The 19,041-nt window shown below is 57.8% G+C and carries 15 protein-coding genes; 9 read left to right on the top strand and 6 right to left on the bottom strand.

Going from position 1 to position 19,041, the window contains the following annotated elements:
- The first annotated feature begins 37 nt into the window (after positions 1–37).
- Both ASB66_RS16235 and ASB66_RS16230 read left to right on the top strand, forming a co-directional pair.
- On the top strand, positions 38–1,492 hold the full coding sequence (locus tag ASB66_RS16235) for a glutamate synthase subunit beta (protein WP_060718272.1): 1,455 nt from the start codon (positions 38–40) through the stop codon (positions 1,490–1,492).
- A 355-nt stretch (positions 1,493–1,847) separates the two neighbouring features.
- Positions 1,848–3,782 (top strand): HAMP domain-containing methyl-accepting chemotaxis protein, encoded by a 1,935-nt coding sequence (locus ASB66_RS16230; protein ID WP_060718271.1) that lies wholly within the window; start codon positions 1,848–1,850, stop codon positions 3,780–3,782.
- 202 nt (positions 3,783–3,984) lie between these two features.
- Here ASB66_RS16230 and ASB66_RS16225 read toward each other — a convergent pair whose 3' ends face one another.
- Both ASB66_RS16225 and ASB66_RS16220 read right to left on the bottom strand, forming a co-directional pair.
- Positions 3,985–5,208 carry an SGNH/GDSL hydrolase family protein gene (locus tag ASB66_RS16225; protein ID WP_081089057.1) on the bottom strand — a complete coding sequence of 408 codons (1,224 nt, stop codon included), beginning with the start codon at positions 5,206–5,208 and terminating at the stop codon, positions 3,985–3,987.
- 34 nt (positions 5,209–5,242) lie between these two features.
- Positions 5,243–6,460: a lytic murein transglycosylase gene (locus ASB66_RS16220; RefSeq protein WP_060718270.1), complete on the bottom strand. Its 1,218-nt coding sequence runs from the start codon at positions 6,458–6,460 to the stop codon at positions 5,243–5,245.
- 257 nt (positions 6,461–6,717) lie between these two features.
- Between ASB66_RS16220 and galU the strand changes: the two genes are divergently transcribed.
- Positions 6,718–7,605 (top strand): UTP--glucose-1-phosphate uridylyltransferase GalU, encoded by an 888-nt coding sequence (gene galU / locus ASB66_RS16210; RefSeq protein ID WP_060718268.1) that lies wholly within the window; start codon positions 6,718–6,720, stop codon positions 7,603–7,605.
- 61 nt (positions 7,606–7,666) lie between these two features.
- On the opposite strand, the gene ASB66_RS16205 is transcribed toward galU, so the two are convergent.
- Positions 7,667–9,178 (bottom strand): outer membrane beta-barrel protein, encoded by a 1,512-nt coding sequence (locus ASB66_RS16205; RefSeq protein ID WP_158544221.1) that lies wholly within the window; start codon positions 9,176–9,178, stop codon positions 7,667–7,669.
- Between the two features lie 191 nt (positions 9,179–9,369).
- Between ASB66_RS16205 and ASB66_RS16200 the strand changes: the two genes are divergently transcribed.
- Positions 9,370–10,365, top strand: coding sequence for a KpsF/GutQ family sugar-phosphate isomerase (locus ASB66_RS16200; RefSeq protein WP_060718491.1), 996 nt, complete (start codon positions 9,370–9,372; stop codon positions 10,363–10,365).
- Positions 10,366–10,606: 241 nt separating this feature from the next.
- On the opposite strand, the gene ASB66_RS16195 is transcribed toward ASB66_RS16200, so the two are convergent.
- Both ASB66_RS16195 and ASB66_RS16190 read right to left on the bottom strand, forming a co-directional pair.
- Positions 10,607–11,065 carry an NfeD family protein gene (locus ASB66_RS16195; RefSeq protein WP_060718266.1) on the bottom strand — a complete coding sequence of 153 codons (459 nt, stop codon included), beginning with the start codon at positions 11,063–11,065 and terminating at the stop codon, positions 10,607–10,609.
- Between the two features lie 6 nt (positions 11,066–11,071).
- Complete coding sequence (locus ASB66_RS16190; RefSeq protein WP_060718265.1) at positions 11,072–12,103, bottom strand: SPFH domain-containing protein; 1,032 nt, start codon at positions 12,101–12,103, stop codon at positions 11,072–11,074.
- A gap of 197 nt (positions 12,104–12,300) precedes the next feature.
- On the opposite strand from ASB66_RS16190, the gene queC reads away from it, so the two are divergent.
- The 4 genes from queC to ASB66_RS16170 all read left to right on the top strand — a co-directional run bounded on the left by queC (position 12,301) and on the right by ASB66_RS16170 (position 15,416).
- Positions 12,301–13,008: a 7-cyano-7-deazaguanine synthase QueC gene (gene queC, locus ASB66_RS16185; protein WP_060718264.1), complete on the top strand. Its 708-nt coding sequence runs from the start codon at positions 12,301–12,303 to the stop codon at positions 13,006–13,008.
- A gap of 4 nt (positions 13,009–13,012) precedes the next feature.
- A complete protein-coding gene (gene queD / locus ASB66_RS16180; protein ID WP_060718263.1) occupies positions 13,013–13,369 on the top strand; it encodes a 6-carboxytetrahydropterin synthase QueD in 357 nt (118 codons plus the stop codon).
- Positions 13,366–14,115 (top strand): 7-carboxy-7-deazaguanine synthase QueE, encoded by a 750-nt coding sequence (gene queE, locus ASB66_RS16175; protein WP_060718262.1) that lies wholly within the window; start codon positions 13,366–13,368, stop codon positions 14,113–14,115. The genes queD and queE overlap by 4 nt, the downstream gene beginning before the upstream one ends.
- 125 nt (positions 14,116–14,240) lie before the next feature.
- Positions 14,241–15,416, top strand: coding sequence for a hypothetical protein (locus ASB66_RS16170; protein ID WP_060718261.1), 1,176 nt, complete (start codon positions 14,241–14,243; stop codon positions 15,414–15,416).
- An 82-nt stretch (positions 15,417–15,498) separates the two neighbouring features.
- Here ASB66_RS16170 and ASB66_RS16165 read toward each other — a convergent pair whose 3' ends face one another.
- A complete protein-coding gene (locus tag ASB66_RS16165; protein WP_060718260.1) occupies positions 15,499–17,532 on the bottom strand; it encodes a methyl-accepting chemotaxis protein in 2,034 nt (677 codons plus the stop codon).
- Positions 17,533–17,758: 226 nt separating this feature from the next.
- Here ASB66_RS16165 and ASB66_RS16160 point away from each other — a divergent pair, with 226 nt between their 5' ends.
- Entirely contained in the window at positions 17,759–19,003 is a 1,245-nt protein-coding gene (locus ASB66_RS16160) for a hypothetical protein (protein WP_060718259.1), read from the top strand.
- Positions 19,004–19,041 lie beyond the last annotated feature (38 nt).

Genomic DNA, 19,041 nt, shown 5'->3' with positions numbered 1-19,041 from the left:
TCCGTGCAGTTGCAGGCTCATTGAGTAGGACGAGAATATGGGCAAGGTTACAGGTTTCATGGAAATCGACCGGCAGGTGGCGAAGTATCAGCCAGCCTCCGACCGCATCCGGCATTTCCGCGAATTCACCATTCCGATGTCGGAACCGGAAGTGCAAAAGCAGGCAGCGCGCTGCATGGATTGCGGCATTCCCTATTGCCACGGCCCGACCGGCTGTCCGGTGCATAACCAGATCCCCGACTGGAACGATCTGGTCTATAATGGCAAGTGGGAAGAGGCGATCCGCAACCTGCATTCCACCAACAATTTCCCGGAATTTACCGGTCGTGTGTGCCCGGCCCCTTGCGAAGAGGCCTGCACGCTGAACCTGGAAGATGCCCCGGTTTCGATCAAGACCGTTGAGCAGGCCATCGCCGACAAGGCCTATGAGCTGGGTTTCATCGTGCCGCAACCGGCCACGGTCCATACCGGCAAAAAGGTGGCGATCATTGGGTCTGGCCCATCCGGCATGGCAGCCGCCCAGCAGCTTGGCCGTGCCGGGCATGATGTGCATGTCTATGAGCGCGAAACCAAGCCGGGCGGTTTGCTGCGCTACGGCATTCCCGACTTCAAGATGGAGAAGAACTTCATCGACCGCCGCGTCGAACAGATGAAGGGCGAAGGCGTCACCTTCCATTGTGGCGTCAATGTCGGCGTCGACGTGACGGTGGAAAAGCTGTTGGCCGATTACGATGCCGTGCTCTATTGCGGCGGCTCTGAAACCCCACGTGAAGCTGGCATTCCCGGCGTCGATCTGCACGGCGTTTATGATGCCATGCCCTATCTGGTCCAGCAGAACCGCCGGGTCGGTCGTGAAAACATCGACAGCGTTGGCTGGCCCTCCGAGCCGATCATTGCCGGTGGCAAGCATGTCGTGGTGGTCGGTGGCGGCGATACGGCGTCTGACTGCGTCGGCACGGCTTTCCGCCAGGGCGCTGTGAAGGTTACCCAACTCGACATCCGTCCGCGTCCGCCGCAGACGGAAGACAAGCTGGCCGTCTGGCCGTTCTGGGCCACCAAGATGCGCACCTCCTCCAGCCAGGCCGAAGGCGCTGTGCGTGAGTTCCAGGTGGGAACGCTCGGATTCGTTGGCGAAGACGGCATGCTGACCGGTGTCAAATGCTGCCAGGTGGATGACCGTCGCCAGCCGATCGCTGGTTCGGAATTCATCATCAAGGCCGATCTCGCCTTCATCGCCATCGGCTTTTCCGGCCCCTTCACCGACAGCGTCGTCAAGGAGCTCGACGGCAAGCTGGACCTCAATACCGACCGGCGCGGCTCGACCAATGTTATCGCCAATGACAAGGACTACCGCACCTCCGTCGATAAATTCTGGGCAGCCGGCGACGTGCGCCGTGGCCAGTCACTGGTGGTCTGGGCCATCCGCGAAGGCCGCCAGGCAGCGCGCGCCATCGACGAGGCGCTGATGGGTACGACGGTTCTACCGCGCTGAGATTGGCCGGTTCCGAGTTCTATAAGGGGGGCTTTCGCCCCCCTTTTTTCGTAGGAATTTGTGGAGATCTCGCACGTTTGCCAATTGATTTCTAGGGGTAGAATGCAACTTAAGAGTTTTATTTTATTCAGAAATATCTATGCGTTATTTTGCATGGATTTAAGAAAATATCGAGCAATATCAATTGCAAACCCCGTATATTTGTAGTGATTTCCGGTTTGATCCAGCATATTTACCTTTAATAAATTAATGCCTTTTAAATCATGGATACAACCTATTGTAGCCCTCATGACGAGATGCTTTTCCTGTAGCAGCCTATCCAGATGTTTGGATTCCTGCCGACACGAGATCCCAAATGTCATTTCTCGACAATCTGAAAATTAAAACGAAGATTTTGTCTGTCGTGGTTTCAATTTGTGCATTGGGCATTGGCGCTTCTGTCATGCTGTCCCAAAGCTTGAATGCGGTTGATAAGGAGTATTCCGCTTTTATCGATCAGGACGCAGGTTCGCTTATGATGGTGGCGCGTTCAAGTCAGAGGCTGATGGCACTCGGCTATGACGCTTACCAAATCTTGGTTTATGACGATTCAAGTCCGGAAATTATCAGGGCGAAAAAGGACTATGATGAGAGCGTCAAGCGCATTATCGCCATGATCAATGAGGCAATCGCCCTTGATCCTGCGAAGGCCGACCGGCTCGCGGCAATTCGTACACGGTATGAGGCGATCATCACGATAACATCCAAAGTGATTGACCTGGATGCTAGAAAACAAGATACCGAGGCCCGCGCCGAATTAAGGCAGGCAGATAAGCTGATCGCCGAGACAGCTGACGAGACCCGCCGATGGGTGGTCGATGGTGCAAAAGAACTTTCCGATAAAAGTACGTTGATCTCGAATGAGACGCGCAATACAATTATTTCTACACTTGGCGGCCTGCTTGTCGCTTTCATTCTGGCGATTTTTGCCGCTTTGTGGATCGTCTCCCATGGCATTACCCGACCGATCGAACGCCTGCGGCTGCGCATGACGTCCCTGGCCAAGGGTGAAACGCGGGCTGAAATCGATGGTGCTGGACGCGGCGATGAACTCGGGCAGATGGCCGCCGCCGTCGCGGTGTTCAGAGACAATGCGCTCGACCGCGAGCGTCTGGAAGCCGAGGCCGAGGCCAGCCGTGGCTTGTCGGAAAAGGAACGGGCCGAGCGTGATGCGCAGCGGGCCAAGGATGCCGCCGACACCAAATTTGCCGTGGAGGCTCTGGCAGAGGGTCTGACGCGCCTGGCTGATGGGGATGTCAGCTATCGCATTACCGTGCCATTCGTGGCTGGCCTTGATGGGTTGCGGTCGAATTTCAACAGCTCTGTCCAGAAGTTGCAGCAAGCGCTTGTGACCGTCAGGCAGAATGCGCGTGGCATTGATGCAGGTGCCAATGAAATCCGCTCTGCCGCCGACGATCTTTCGCATCGGACGGAACAGCAGGCGGCTTCCGTGGAAGAAACGGCAGCAGCACTTGAGCAGATTACCACGACGGTCAAGGATTCGACCCGGCGGGCCGAGGAAGCCGGTTCTCTGGTTTCCAAGACACGTGACGGTGCGGAACGCTCCGGTGAGGTCGTGCGCAAGGCGGTTGCCGCCATGCAGGAAATCGAAAAATCCTCCAGCGAAATCAGCAATATCATCGGCGTGATCGATGAGATTGCCTTTCAGACCAATCTTCTGGCGCTGAATGCCGGTGTCGAGGCAGCCCGCGCGGGGGAAGCCGGCAAGGGTTTTGCCGTGGTGGCGCAAGAGGTACGCGAACTGGCGCAGCGCTCCGCCAATGCGGCAAAGGACATCAAAGGCCTGATCGTCTCTTCCGGGCAGCAGGTTCAGGCCGGTGTGCAGCTGGTGGCTGAAACCGGCTCTTCGCTCGAAACCATTGTTGGTGAGGTTCAGGAGATTAACCGGCATGTCACGGCGATTGTCGAGGCTGCACGCGAGCAATCGGTCGGGCTTCAGGAGATCAATACGGCAGTCAATACTATGGACCAGGGTACCCAGCAGAATGCTGCCATGGTGGAACAGACAACTGCGGCAAGCCACAGCCTAGCGAAGGAAGCGGCGACGTTGAGCGACCTGCTGTCGCGCTTCAAGCTTGAAGATCATGGCAAGGCTGTTGCGTTCGCGCAGACGAATGACGTTTCCGCATCTCGTCCCGCACCGTCGCCTGCTCGGAAACTGACGGAAAAGCTCCGGGGCGCCTTTCATGGATCGGCTGCGGTAAAAGAGAAGGATTGGCAGGATTTTTGACGAGAACCTTTCCAGGAAGACGGATGCCCCGTCTTCCTGGAAAGAACCACTGGGCGCGTGACGCGGTCTTTGACCGGTACCATTTTGGCTAGTTCGATACGTCTTACGTCAGCCCTTGTGAAACCGCCTTTGGTTTTCGGAGAGGACTAACGGTTTGCATTGGCGTCTGTCAGGTTTCATCTAAACCTGACAGACGCTCGTATTATTGTTTCGGCAAAGCCAAATTTATATTTGATGGGGACGCTAGCCGGTAATCGTCTACCCTGCCTTTTGGCGGTTCCGGCATGATGCCGGTCGAGACCAGAAGGTCGCGGGGCGAGGGGGGCGTTTGGGGAGCGGGCTTTTCAGCGCCGCCCAACAGGTGATCTGCGCCATCCAGCGCCGGATCGGAAATTTTCATCGGGGGAATACGGTCGGGGCCGTCAAGCTCTTCTGGCCCGGTCATATCCGGCAGGCTGGTCGCATCGAGCCGCACCAGCCCGGGGCTTGCCATGTCGCCCAGGAATTTGCGGGCGGATTTTTCCAGGTAGAAGGCCATCTTGCGCTTGCCGGCATCGGTCATGCTGATGCCATCGGGACCGCGCAACCGGGCCTGCTGGCCGTTGATGTCGGAGCCAGTCAGCACGAAGCCGCCGTCCGCATCGACGAAACCGTCCCAGATGTCGATAAATTCACCGCCTGCCGCTTCCGCCGCCTTGCGGTAGAGCGCGTTGAACTTGATCAGGTCCGCCGACATGCCCGGCGATTTCACCGGCGGCAGGCCAACCCAGATCAGCGGGATCTTTTTTGCCGTCACCAGCTTGGCGATGGTATCGATCCGCTTTTGATATTCGGCAAACCAGGCGTCTGAGGGAAAGCGCTGGTCGCCGCCACCTGGTGTCATCTGCTGGCGGTCATTGGCGCCAAGCTCGACGATCACCAAAGCTGGTTTGGTTTCCTCGAGCATTTTCGGCAATTGCCGTCGCCAGTCGAAATAATCGTCCCGCACCAGGCCGGAGGAGCCGTTGCTGCGGGTCTCGATGACAGTTCCGGGCGCATCGGCAAAGGCCTGCTGCAAGCCATCGCCGATGGCGCTGGCAAAGAAATCGCCGACAACAAGGATTTTCTGGGCATTGTCGATTTTGGCGGGAGCCGCCTCCTTTGGCGGGGCGGAAACCGGAACAGGACGTATCCGTGCCGGTGTGGCGGGAGCGGTGGCGGCAGGTTTCTTGCGGCTGCGCGGCCCTGCCGGACGTGGCGCGGCGGGATATTGCCGTTCATAGCGGCTGTCGTCCGAGCGGCTGCCGAACAGCATGTCGAGCAGGGTGCGGCGGCGGGGATAATCCTGTGCCAGGGCAGGGCCAACGACGCTTGTCGCAGCCACGACGATTGCAAGCGCAAAGGTCACATGTCGCCGCACGATCCGGTCTTTGTCTTTACCAGGCATGAGCAGTCTTCCCGTCACGGCCTATCGCTCCGAATCAATGCCGTCTGAGCATTTCCAGCAAGGGCTTGGACGGTTCGCCATCGCCCTGCATGCCCAGCCGCTGCTGGATGGCGGAAATCGCCGCTTTCGAGCCAGAGCCGAAATTGCCGTCCACTTCGCCATTATAATAGCCCAGCGCCTTCATCCGGGTCTGCAATTCGAATTTTTCCTTGATGTCCAGCGTGCCATCTGGACGCGGCCATTTCTGCTGCATGCCACCATAGCCGGCGATTTCGTCGGCAAGAAGACCGACGGCCAGCGCATAGGTATCGGCGGCATTGTATTTCTTGATGGTGAAAAAGTTGGATGTCATCAGGAAGCCCGGACCGTTGGCACCTGCCAGCAGCTTCAATTGCGCCCGCTCGCCAGGGTTGCGGAATGCCTTGCCGCCGGGGCGGGTGAATCCCAGTTTCTGCCACTGCGCCAGCGTCAGCGTTTTTCCGGCATATTTGCCAGCTCCCGCAGGCACCACGGCTTCATAGCCCCAGGTCCGTCCGCTGTCCCAGCCGTTCTTGGCCAGAAGATTGGCGGAGGTGGCGAGCGCATCGGGGATAGAATTCCAAATATCCTTATGGCCATTGCCATCCGCATCGACCGCATACAGCAGGTAGCTGGTCGGGATGAATTGTGTGTGACCCATGGCGCCCGCCCAGGAGCCAGTCATTTCCTTCGGGCTCACATCGCCGTTTTGCAGGATTTTCAAGGCGGCGATCAGTTGTTTACGGGCAAAACCGCCGCGTTTGGGATCGGCATAGCCAAGGGTGGCCAGCGCCTGCGGCACGTAATGCAGCCGGTCGTCCTTGGCGAGAACGGCCCCGTAATTGCTTTCCATCGACCAGATCGCCAGCAGAATATGGCGGTCAACACCGAAATATTTTTCCAGCGAGGCCAGCGTGCGGCCATGCTTGGCCAGCATTTCCCGACCGATTTTCACGGTATAAGGATTGACGCGGCTGTCGAGATAATCCCAGATTTCCGATTTGAATTCAGGTTGGTAAGCTGCCTTGCGCAGCACATCGGGATCGGGGTCCTTGATGCCGGCAAAGGCGCGGTTATAGGTTTGCGCGCTGATGCCCGAGGCGGCCGCCGTGGGATAGAAATCCCGGATCCATTTCTGGAAGCCGGCATCGGCATGGGCATGAAGCGGCGCAAGGCTCGCCATGAGGGAAAAGGCAAGCGCGCGAAGATGGCGCGAGGCGCGTTCTCTGGTCATTGGCATTCTCGTCCGTTCAGCTGGCTGTTGTCTCATCTGTCTATGCTGGTCGACACCGCCTGGTTGTGGCGGTGGGGCAATGCCCGGCTGGAATTGCGCAGGCATGGCCAGTCTGGTTCAGTCTATGACCATAGTCTCAACAAATTCTTTACCAATTTACCAAAATCGCAAACAGAATTGTAATTTCGTTGCAATTCTTTAGTAATCGGCGTTTGTGCGATTGCGTGCATATTTGAAAAATCCTCTAGGAGGGATGTGTGGGACAACTGAAAAAAATTCGTAAAGCCGTGTTTCCGGTTGCTGGTCTTGGAACTCGTTTCCTGCCCGCCACCAAGGCCGTGCCGAAGGAAATGCTGACTGTTGTCGATAAGCCAGTCATCCAATATGTGGTGGATGAGGCCGTGGAAGCCGGGATTGAGCATTTCGTGTTCGTCACCGGGCGCGGCAAAGGGGTGATCGAAGATTATTTCGATATCCAGTATGAGCTTGAACAGACGCTGAAATCGCGCAACAAAAATGCAGAACTGACACTGCTGTCCGAAATCCTGCCCAAGGCAGGCGCCACCAGCTTCACCCGTCAGCAGGAGCCGCTGGGTCTCGGCCACGCCGTATGGAGCGCCCGCGAAATTGTTGGCGACGAGCCTTTCGCTGTCCTGCTGCCCGATATGATCATGCGCGGCGAGACAGCCTGCATGAAGGGTATGGTCGATCTCTACAACAAGGCTGGCGGCAATATCCTCGCTGTCGAGGAATGTGCGCCCGACCAGGCCCATAAATACGGCATCGTCGGTGTCGGCGAAACGCTGGATGGCGGTTTCAAAATCACCCAGATGGTGGAAAAGCCAGCCAAGGGTACGGCGCCCTCGAACTTCTTCATCAATGGCCGCTATATCCTGCAGCCGGAAATCTTCTCGATCCTGGAAACCCAGGAGCGCGGCGCTGGCAACGAGATCCAGCTCACCGACGGCATGTTGAAACTGGCCAAGAGCCAGCAATTCGCCGGCTATCACTTCAAGGGCGAAACCTTTGATACGGGTGCCAAGGACGGGTTCATTCTCGCCAATGTCGCGTTCGCCCTGTCGCGTCCCGAACTTCGCGGTCTGGTGGAAGAGCCGATGAAGGCGCTGCTGGCTGCTTTGAAATAAGCGTTTTTCAGCAGAATGACATTTTCAAACGCCGTGCGTCCAACGCGCGGCGTTTTCTCGTTTACCGCCTCAGTTTCAGGCCGACGCCTGCCGTCAGGGTCTTGTCGTCGGAACTGCTGTCACTGGTGGATTTTTCCCAGGTGAGATCGGCGGTGAGATCCAGCCAGCGGTTGACCTTGTAAACCAGCCCGCCGCCCGCTGTGTAATACATGCCCGTACTCAGGCTGCCGCCGCGATAATTGCGCCAGGTGGTGCCGCCCGAAAGCTTGGCGATCAGATTGTCGCGCAATTCATGGGTGACGACGGCCGTCAGTGCATAGGCGACATCGCCGCTGACGCCTGCGGTGGTGGAGGGTTCAATGGAGGTGGCAAGACCCAGATCGACATTGGTGCCGCGCAACGGTGACCACGCGACATTGCCATCGACGGTCATCGCACCCAGATCGTCCAACCGCGTGTCGTCGAAACTGGCGAGCTTATAGCCAAGGGCGATTTCGCCGCGTAGCTTTTCGCCCATATCTGAGCTGATCCCGGCCTTGGCGCCGTAGATATTGCCGGAGCGGCGGTAGCCTGCGCTGTCCTCAGTCTGGTCATAGCGGGTCTTGCCAGCGGAAACCTCGACAAAGGGTGTCAGGGCCGGGGAGATTTCATAGCCGAGCCGCGAAGATAGAGTGACGGCATTGCGGTTTCGGTCGGAATTGGACAGCATGCTGCCATTGGCAAGCTTGGCATCGGTATAGACCCAGCGTTCGAAATCCAGCCCGACCGAGCCTTTCAACGGACCAAGCTGCCGTTCCAGCACGGCACCAGCACTGAACTGATTGACGCCGGATTGCACCGAGGCATTGCGCACGGCATTGGGGTCGGTGGTGCTTTCGCGGCTGAAGCCATAGCCCGCTGTCAACCGGGCGGCGATGTCATCGGCAAAATCCAGTCGCAATGCGGCATCGACCCGACCGGAGGGATCGCTGTCACGGTCACCAGCGATGCGTTGGCGCCATTGCCCGTCTCCGGTAATCACCAGTTGATGGCGTGACCAGTCGGAGGTCAGCGTACCCTTCAACCCATTGTCCCAATAGGTGGTGTTCTGCTTGCCGCTGCCGGTTGATTTGCGCTCGGTACTGATGCCTTGCGACAATTCCGGCCTGAGAATCATCGTGCCGACATGAATGCCGGTGCCGTCATCCTCGGTTTTGCGCAGCTGACGCCGTTCATCGACCGGCGATTCCCTGAGGTTGATGCGGTTGGCGTCCAGGGCGTCATTGGTGATACGGCGGAAACTGTCGGTATCCAGCGTGTCTTCGCGGTCGTCAGCCCTGGTTTTTGCCGTGGTCGATGACGTAGCGCTGCCTGCTGCCGTCGTGTCTTTGGTTGTTGCCGTGTCGTCGCTGCTCGCCGTGGAGCCGCGCAGGGTCGCAAGGCCCGCGCTTTGCTCTGTGGATCCCGATGTCACCTGTTGGGCGAGGGCGGGGCCAGCCATGACCAGCCACGCTGCCAGCAGGCCAGCGGACGACATCGGGCGAAAGCCCGCGCTGTGCTGCCGATCAGGGAAATGGGTCTGGCTATCCGTCATTGCGGCCTGTTGAAATCTATCTTTCGGCGGTGATGCCATTACCGAAAGGTAAATTCTCATGGTTAATTATTCGTTGCGATCAACGATTTGCACAGGTCAGCTTGCCAGAAACACCGGCCAGTCGTCATTTCTTACAGACTGTAGGCAAGGGTGAATGGACAGTTAAGTTCATTAGCGCTATGGACATTGCCATGAACAAGCTGGCTGTAAAACTCGTGGAAGCAAGCGCCATCAAGGCTGCATTGCGTGTCGTCGCAACCGAACAAAGCGGGCTGGCGGCTCTGGAAGAGGCTTTGGCAGGGTATCTTGCCGGACCGTTTTGCAACGCGATCGATGTTATCGGCAAAAGCTCGGGGCGGGTGATCGTCTCTGGCGTCGGCAAGAGCGGCCATATCGGCGGCAAGATCGCAGCGACTTTTGCCTCGACAGGCACGCCGGCTTTCTTCATCCATCCAGCGGAAGCCAATCACGGCGACCTTGGCATGATTGCCCGTGACGATGTGGTGATCGCCTTGTCCTGGGGCGGCGAGAGCACCGAGCTGAATGGAATCCTGTCCTTTACCCGGCGTTTTTCTATTCCGCTGATCGCCATTACTGCCGGTGAACAGTCCACTTTGGCGCGGGAAGCCGATATCGTGCTTTTGATGCCCAAGGTGCAGGAAGCCTGCCCGCATGGCCTGGCGCCGACAACATCGACCATGATGCAGATGGCGCTGGGCGATGCACTGGCACTGGCGCTGCTTGAGGCCCGTGGCTTCGGGCCGAACGATTTCAAGACCTTCCATCCGGGCGGCAAGCTGGGCGCGATGCTGACCCATGTTGGCGACATGATGCATATCGGCGAGGACGTGCCGCTGGTGCCGGAAGGCACATCAGTGCCGGAAGCCATTATCATGCTGTCGCAGAAGCGTTTTGGCTGCGTCGGCGTGACCGACAGCACCAACCGTCTGGTCGGCATCATCACCGATGGTGATATTGCCCGTAACCTCAACCGCAATCTCGGTGAGCGGATGGTGGAAGAGGTGATGACCCGTCATCCAAAGACGGTGCACACCGAAACACTTGCCACCACCGCGATGGCAATCCTCAACCAGCACAATATTTCGGCGCTGTTTGTCACCGATGAAGACGGTGTGCCCCATGGTATCATCCACTTCCATGATCTGTTGCGGATTGGTGTGGCTTGACGAGTGAGCGATAGCGTCGTCGGGTTCATACTGAGCCCATGGGCGTAAGAGTTTTGGTATTTCGGCTCCGCCGCCCCCTCTTGCCTCTGCCGCCACCTTCTCCCCGCTGGGGAGAAGGTGGCGGCAGAGGCAACAGCGTATTCGGATATCCTTTTCCGGTGGACATACGACTGCGGAGCAGAGACGATACAAAATATGACGTTTCGCTGAAGTCCCCGGTTTATTCTTTAAATAGGCCTCGTCAAACCGCATCAACCGTCAAATCTCGCCCATGGGCGGCGATGATCTTGACCTGGGTTCCAGTCTCCAGATCCGGTCCCGAAACCGTCCAGAACGTATCATCCAACCTGATCCGGCCACGACCCTCGCGGATCGGTTCCTGGAGTGTGGCGGTTCGCCCGACAAGGCTTGCGGTGCGCTGGTTGAGCAATGGCTCGTCGCTGCTTTTGGCGTCGGAGCGTACATATTTACGGCCGATCAGGATGGCAGCGATCGAAAAGGCGCAAAACACCAGCGCTTGAACCTGCCAGGGCCAGAAGGCATCACCCCAGAAAGCCAGAGATAGCAGGCCGGTGGCAATGGCACCCAGCCCGATCCAGATCATGAACATGCCAGGCATGACCAGTTCGACGGCCAGCAGCGCCAGTCCCAGCACCAGCCAGCTCCACGGTCCCCATTGATCGACCAGCGTGGCGAACATGGCGGTCTATTCCTCTGGCTTGGCGAAGGGATTGATCGCGGGCGTGGTGGTGACTGTGGTTTTTGGCACGCTTCTGGCTGAGGCAGCGGAAGAACGGGCAGGACTGCCGCCCGCCTGCGGCGCATCGCCGCCGAACACTTCGCGGGCGATGGCGCCAATGCCGCTCAGCGAGCCGATCAGCGATGAGGCTTCCATCGGCATCAGCACGATTTTCGAGTTGGAGGCGGTGCCGATGGCGGTCATCGCCTCGGTATATTTCTGGGCGACGAAGTAGTTGATGGCCTGGACGTCACCGGCAGCAATTGCCGCGGAGACGAGGGCGGTCGCCTTGGCCTCGGCTTCTGCCAGCCGCTCACGGGCCTCGGCTTCGCGATAGGCGGCTTCCCGCTGGCCTTCGGCCTGGAGAATTGCGGATTGCTTGGCGCCTTCAGCCCGCAGAATCTGGGCATTGCGGAAGCCTTCGGCTTCCAACACCTGGGCGCGCTTTTCGCGCTCGGCCTTCATCTGGCGGCCCATGGCATCGACGAGATCCTTGGGCGGCTGGATGTCCTTGATCTCGACGCGGGTAACCTTGATGCCCCAGGGCCGCACGGCTTCATCCACCACCCGCAGCAGCCGGTCATTGATGACTTCGCGGTTGGACAGCAGTTCGTCGAGATCCATCGAGCCCATGACCGAGCGGATATTGGTCATGGTGAGGTTGAGAATGGCGTTTTCCAGATTGGCAACCTGATAGGCGGCCTCGGCGGCGTTCAAGACCTGATAAAAGGCAACGGCATCGGCGGAGACGCTGGCATTGTCCTTGGTGATGACTTCCTGGGTCGGAACATCCAGCACCTGTTCCATCACGTTCATCCTGGCACCGATGGTCTCGATGAACGGGGTGATGATGTTGAGGCCGGGCTCCAGCGTGCGGGTATAGCGCCCGAAGCGTTCCACCGTATAGCGAAAGCCCTGCGGCACGGTCTTGATCCCGGCGATCAACACCAGGATGACGAAGCCCACCAGGGCTAGAACCAGAATATCGAAGCCGGACATATCTTCTCCCCGCAGCCATTTTGTTGAGTTCTATGTAAGCCTGGCCCCGCCCTGTTACCAGTGGCACGGATAATCTAGGGTCGTTGCCGTCGCAATTACCCGTCCGGGCGGGTTTGCAAAGCCGCGCTTCTGCGCTATCAGGGTCACGGTTTTCACCACCGGTCGCAGCCTACCCGGAAAAAACAAGGACTAGAACTATGAAAATACTCGTCGTCTGCTCTGGCGGACTCGATTCCGTTTCGCTTGCCGATAAAATGGCGGCGGAACATCAGCTGATCGGCCTGATCTCCTTCGATTACGGCCAGCGTCATAAAAAAGAGCTGGATTTTGCAGCACTCGCGGCCAAGCGGCTGGGCGTGCCGCACCAGATCATCGACATTACCGCGATTGGTGCGAGCCTGACCGGCTCGGCGCTGACGGATGATCTCGACGTTCCCGATGGCCATTATGCCGAAGAGACGATGAAAATCACCGTCGTGCCGAACCGCAACGCCATCATGCTGGCGATTGCTTTCGGGGTTGTGGCAGCGAAGAAGGCCGATGCGGTGGCCGTTGCCGTGCATGGCGGCGACCATTTCATCTATCCCGATTGCCGACCCGGCTTCATCGATGCATTCCAGACCATGCAGGCCCATGCGTTGGAAGGCTATGCCGACGTCAAGCTGCTGGCGCCGTTCGTCACGATTTCCAAGGCTGATATCGTTACCGAAGGGGCGAAATACGGCACGCCGTTTGAGCAGACATGGTCCTGCTACAAGGGCGGCGCGCGCCATTGCGGCCGGTGTGGCACATGTGTGGAGCGGCGCGAAGCCTTTCATCTGGCCGGTGTCACCGATCCCACCGACTACGAAGACCCGGATTTCTGGGTGAGCGCCACCTCTGGCTTTCAGGCCAGGGAGGTTTGAGACCATGTACCGGATCACCAAGGAGTTTCACTTTTCCGCCTCGCATCAGTTGAAAGGCCTGCCCGCTGATCATCAATGCGCCCGGCTGCATGGGCATAATTACATTGTCGAGGTCGAATTGTCAGGCGAGGAGCTGAATGAGCATGGCTTCCTGCGCGATTATCATGAGCTGAAAGTGTTGAAGACCTATATCGATGAGGTCTTCGACCATCGCCATCTCAATGATGTGCTGGGTCACGACAAGACCACGGCGGAATGTCTGGCCAAGCATTTCTATGATTGGTGCAAGCAGCGATTTGCCGAGACCTCTGCTGTCAGGGTCAGCGAAACCCAGAAGACCTGGGCGGAGTATCGGCCATGACTGCGCCAGAAACTGCGATCCGGGTCAGCGAAATCTTCGGCCCGACCATTCAGGGCGAGGGGGTGCTGATCGGCCAGCCGACCGTGTTCGTGCGCATGGGCGGCTGCGATTATCGCTGTTCCTGGTGCGATAGCCTGCATGCCGTGGAAAGCCGGTTTCGAGAAGAATGGCTGCCGATGAGCGTCGAGGCGATTTGGGCCGAGGTGGAAAACCTGTCGGGGGGCGTGCCGCTGATGGTGTCGCTGTCGGGCGGCAATCCGGCGATCCAGCCGCTGGGCGCGCTGATTGCCCACGGTCATTCCCGGGGTTACCGCTTCGCCCTGGAGACCCAAGGGTCGATTGCCCGCGACTGGTTTGCCGATCTGGATGTGCTGGTGATGTCGCCCAAACCGCCTTCGAGCGGCATGGAAACGGATTGGGATGCGCTTTCACTCTGTCTTGCGAAAGCCGCAGGGCGGGGCGCGCAGCAAAGCCCGCTCACCGTGTTGAAGTTCATCGTCTTCGATGAGGCCGATTATGCCTATGCCCGCGATGCCAGTGCCCGGCATCCGCATCTGCCGGTCTATCTCCAGCCCGGCAACCACACGCCCCCGCCGCCGGAAGATGATGACGCGCTGATTGACATGGATGGGATCATGACCCGGATGCATTGGCTGGTGGACCGGGTGGTCGAAGACCGCTGGTTTGCCGCACGGGTGCTGCCGCAACTGCATGTACTGCTCTGGGGCAACAAGCGCGGCGTGTGAGATATTTATCCATTTTGCGTCTTTTTCGTCGCATTATGACTATCTCTGTGGCATTTTCTTCCAGTGAGATGTCTGGAGGATTTGCAATGCTTGGAAGTTTGAAAAGCGCATTCTCAGCTAAATCATTGAATTTTAGGAATACTGGCAGGGTATCGGCAACTGCCGATGCAAAAGGCAAATACGACAAGAAAGATGCGCCATTGTCCGTGACGGATGTCGCGGCGGCATGCCTGGATGTGGCTTTCGGGACGGCCAATGGCGGCAACAGCACCGGCTATGCAGCCTTGGGACAAAGTGTCGCCGAAGCTGGCCGAAACGGATACAAGGCGCGGGGCAATGCCGGAACTTCCGTGCCGCCGAATCCGTTTTTCGTGGCACGTGGCCACAGCAGCGGGGACCTGACCAGTGAAAGCCCGGTGACGCTGAAATATATGCAGCGCCGACGGTACAAGGAAATCGGCAGCAATGCTGTTTCAATCGCCGGTTCGGTGTCGGTTGCAGCATCGATGGGCGCCTTGCCAATCAATGCCCTTTCCGTTGCCAAGCAGGTCAACAGTACGGCATCGACTGCCAGTCACCTGACAAAGCTGAAAATGCTGGCAAGCCGGGTGGACGCCGCAAATCAGGGGCAAACCGATGGCGTGCCGTTGTCGGATATTATTGCCGAAGTCATCAAGCGGAAGATTCACAAATCCGGCATAGAGGGTACGAAACTGGTGACGGGCTCGGTGCCTGTTCTGGGCGAAATCGCTACCGCATCCGTGAATGCCGGTATTAACGGCGCCACGTCGGCTTTCAAGACCTTTGACAAGGCGTTCCATGCCAAGTCATGCGCTCGGCTTGCCCTCGAAATTCATTGGCGCGCCTATCAGGAGCAATTCTCGGCCTATTGTCGGACACGCCGTTTGAACCCGGATGATTTTCTGCTTCGAGACGATTATCTTGCCCGTTCCCGTCCGCCGCGCTTGACCGGCATGAACCTCAAGACCGCCAATGAAGAATTGCGCAAGGCCGATAAGCCGCCACGGCTGACCGGCATGGGGCTTTCCCAGGCAAGGCAGGCTTTGGAAGAACATTCACCGCCGGCCTCTCGCTTGCCGTCCTCTGAGTTGAAGACCGTGGTCACAGAGGCGAGGAACAATTTCTATTTTTACCGGGATGCGGGGCCTGCGACCGAGTTGTTCAGTGAGATCTGTTCAAGACGGTCGGTGTTGGCCCTGCTCGGGTCCTATGATGTCGGAGCTTTGATCATGGAGCCTGGTGGTTGGGTGGCGCTTACCGACAAAATCGCTTCTCTGTAACCGCCAACCGTTCATTTTTGCCTTAAACCATAGTCAAATCAAAGAATTATTCTGACGATAGCACAGGCGCTTTGCCCTTGGCTTAAAACTCCTCCCAGTTATCCCGGGATTGAGCGGCAGCTGCACCACCGCCAAAGGCCTTGGCGACGGCCTTGACCCGTTCGCGGGCCGGTGACGGAGCCGGGCTGCGGGCGGTGAGGTTTGCCGAGACAGGCTGCGGGGCGCTGCGTCGAGGCTCAGGCGCAACCTGGCCTTGCTGACCGGACATCTTGAAATGGCTGAGCAGCCCGACCAGGCTCCGCGCCTCGTCGGAGAGTGAGTGGGTGGAGGCTGAGGTTTCCTCGACCATGGCGGCATTCTGCTGGGTCACCTGATCCATCTGGTTTATGGCGGCATTGATCTCATGCAGGCCGGTTGCCTGTTCCTTGGCCGCATTGGCGATGGAATGGATATGCTCGTTGATGGTCAGCACGCGGCTTTCGATCTTTGCCAGCGCTTCGCCGGTTTTTTGCACAAGTTTGACCCCGCCTTCGACCTCCTGGCCGGATTTGGTGATCAGCGCCTTGATGTCCTTGGCAGCATTGGCGGAGCGTTGCGCCAGTTCGCGCACTTCCTGGGCCACCACGGCAAAACCCTTGCCGGCTTCACCCGCGCGTGCGGCTTCCACACCGGCATTCAGGGCCAGAAGATTGGTTTGGAAGGAAATCTCGTCGATCACATTGATGATGGTGGAAATTTCCTTGGAGGCATTTTCGATCCGGCCCATGGCGTCCACGGCTTCGCGCACCACGACGGCGGACTGGGCGGCATTTTCCGTGGCTTCCGTCACGATCCGGCTGGCTTCCTGGGCGCGTTCCGAGGAGCTGCGCACCACGACCGTGATCTCATCAAGTGCCGCCGAAGTTTCCTCCAGAGCGGCGGCCTGCTTTTCGGTGCGCATCGACAACTCGTTGGTGGCATTGCTCAATTGGCCGGTGCTGCCGCTGATGGCGTCCGTCTTGTGGCGGATACCGGAAATCGTGTCGCGCAGGCGCTCAAAGGTGGTGTTGACATTGGCCTGCAATTCGCCGAAGGCGCCGCGGAACTGGCCTTGCATTTCCTGGCTCAGATCGCCGCTTGCGAGATTGGCGATCACTCGTCGAGTTTCCGTCACTCCGCGCTCGACGCTTGCGATCAGCTCATTGATATTGTTAGCGAAACGGTCAAGATTTGGGTCGTCATAATTTTTGTCGATCCGCTTGCTGAAATCGCCATCGGCGGCGGCTGCGACAACAACGGACATGCTGGATTGCAGGTCATCGCTTTTTGCGCGCAGGGCAGATTCCTGGGCATTCATGCGGGCGACCTCCTGGCCATTGCGCTTGAAGGTTTCGACCGCCAAGGCCATGTCGCCGATTTCATCCTTACGGGTGGCGCCGGGCACGTCGGTGTCGAAATCGCCATTGGCGACACGCTTGATGGCCGTGGTGAGCTGGACGATCGGGCGGCTCAATTGCTTGACGCCGATATAGATCCCGAGGCCGACGCCGATCAGGATCGAGACAACCGTCACCGAGACGATCAGGATCATCATGGTTGTCTGGAAACTGGCGACCGATGCCGTCACCGCCTGGAGTTCTTTCTTGTCAGCGCTGACGACGGCATCCACCTCAGTCTGGAAGGCTTTGCGATTGGCACGGTTGGCCTCGTTATTGCCCTGCTCATTGGCGGCCTGCGGACCAACTTCGGCACCCAAGCGGACTGTTTCCGTGCGGAATGTCCGGAATTCCGCTGCCTTGGCAACCATGGCTTGGAAGGCCTGCAGCTGGGTTTCCGGTATCATTTCCCGCCAGGTTTGAAGCGTGGCATCCATGTCATCGAGGCTTTTTGTCAGCCCTTTGCCGAACTTGTCGGCATCTTCCTTCGATTTCGCCGCGTAGATACCGCGCGATTCCATCACCACCGAGGTGATCAGGCGGTTGAGCCGCTCACCCTGGAAGGCGCGCTCGGACAGATTGAGAACCTCTGCGGTCTTGCTGTCATATCGCAATGTCACGAAAATCCCGATCGCCCCGATCAGGGATGCGGCAAAGCCGAGAATGAAAACAAGTAGATATATTTTTCCATTAATACGCATAGATTCCTCCTCCGCTGGGGCGCGGCAATCTCCCTCGATAGGTTCAATGTAGGGTGGAACAATTAATTATTGCTTTGGAAATCCATCTGACTTTCGCTGTCCCAGAGGGTGGCACAGCCCTGAATTGTCCTTGCAGATCCGGCCTAAATGAGAATACAATTATAAATGGATGTAATTTAAATCACATCCATAGGTGTTTTTTCTTATTTTTGGAAAGGAGATCTCGATGAAAAAATATCCTGTGATTCTCATCACATCTTTAATAGCAGTGATGTCGTTTGCCTGTTCTGGTTTGGCGCAAACTGTTGCCGATCCGGCGATGACGGCGCCAGACGAAAATTCCTGGGCATTGTTCTTGTCTGTCAATGCAAAGGCAAATACCGCAAGCAATAATAATGCGCTCTTTGAAACCTGGGCGAGTGATGCAGACACCTTCACGCCCGCTCCTGTCTGGCCTCAGGGTGGATCACCGAAGAGCCTAGTACCCAGGGCTCTCAGTCGTCTTTCGCATGGAGCGCCGATAAAAGCACTGTTGGTGCCTGGCGGAAACGGCGAACAGCCTGGCACGCCAATTGAAGAAGTGCGCCGCAACCAGGCGTCATTCGATTATATCGTCAGCAACAATCTTTATAAGGTCTCTGGCCTTAAAGCTGCGTTCAGTAAATCAGATAGTATTATTTCTTTTCCGACGGATGCGATCGAAGTGAAGGCAAACTGGGTCGCGGTCGATGGGCTGAAAGCCTTCAACGGCTTCAGCGGAACGGCTGCGGATGCCAAGAAGCTCTACCATGTTAATACTGCGGGCGGAAAAGACTACGCCCTGGTCGCCATGCATCTGATCTCCAAGCAGGTTCCAAACTGGACCTGGGCAACCTTCGAGCATCAGGACAATCCCGGACGGTGTGATGTCATCGGTTGCACGGACAGTTTCGGGGCTGTGCCATCCGTCCAGCCACCGTTATCCCAGGTAGAATCCAAAACGCCATATCCTGCCTGCGCCAAGACGCCAGCATTGAAAGCGCTGTTTGCAGGCGCGGATATCGATCCGGCTTACCTTAACTATTGCTTGAAGGGCAGCCAGACGGATACGACAACCGCGACCGGCCTGACCGTGCGCCTCGGTAATTCGGTCACGGAAAACGGCTTTGTCGCCTATTCTTCCTGCATAACCTGTCATGGCCGTGCCGGAGCTGATTCGAGTGGTAAGATGACGTCATTTGCTGGCTTCGATTTAATTTCCGCCAGTCAGCCATTAACGAGCAACGCAGGAAATGCGCCAATTGGACCGATCGAGCCTTCCTGGTTCTGGGTTCCGGGCAATCCGCCTGCGCTCCCTATGCTAGCGGATAGTACCTCAGATCTGACACGGATTGCTTTGGCTGTGGATTTCGTATGGTCCATTCCGTTCTGCGCCATCGATGATACGGCATCTCCGCCACAAACAAAATCGACGTTCTGTGCCACCAAGTAACGTGTATTCAAGCATCGAGCCGGAAAGGGGAAGCCGGT

It is taken from the genome of Gillisella vitis (assembly GCF_001541345.2).
In the GTDB taxonomy this organism is placed as follows: domain Bacteria; phylum Pseudomonadota; class Alphaproteobacteria; order Rhizobiales; family Rhizobiaceae; genus Allorhizobium; species Allorhizobium vitis.
The sequence above is the reverse complement of the archived record's forward strand: the minus strand, read 5'-3'. Positions and strand labels throughout refer to the sequence as shown.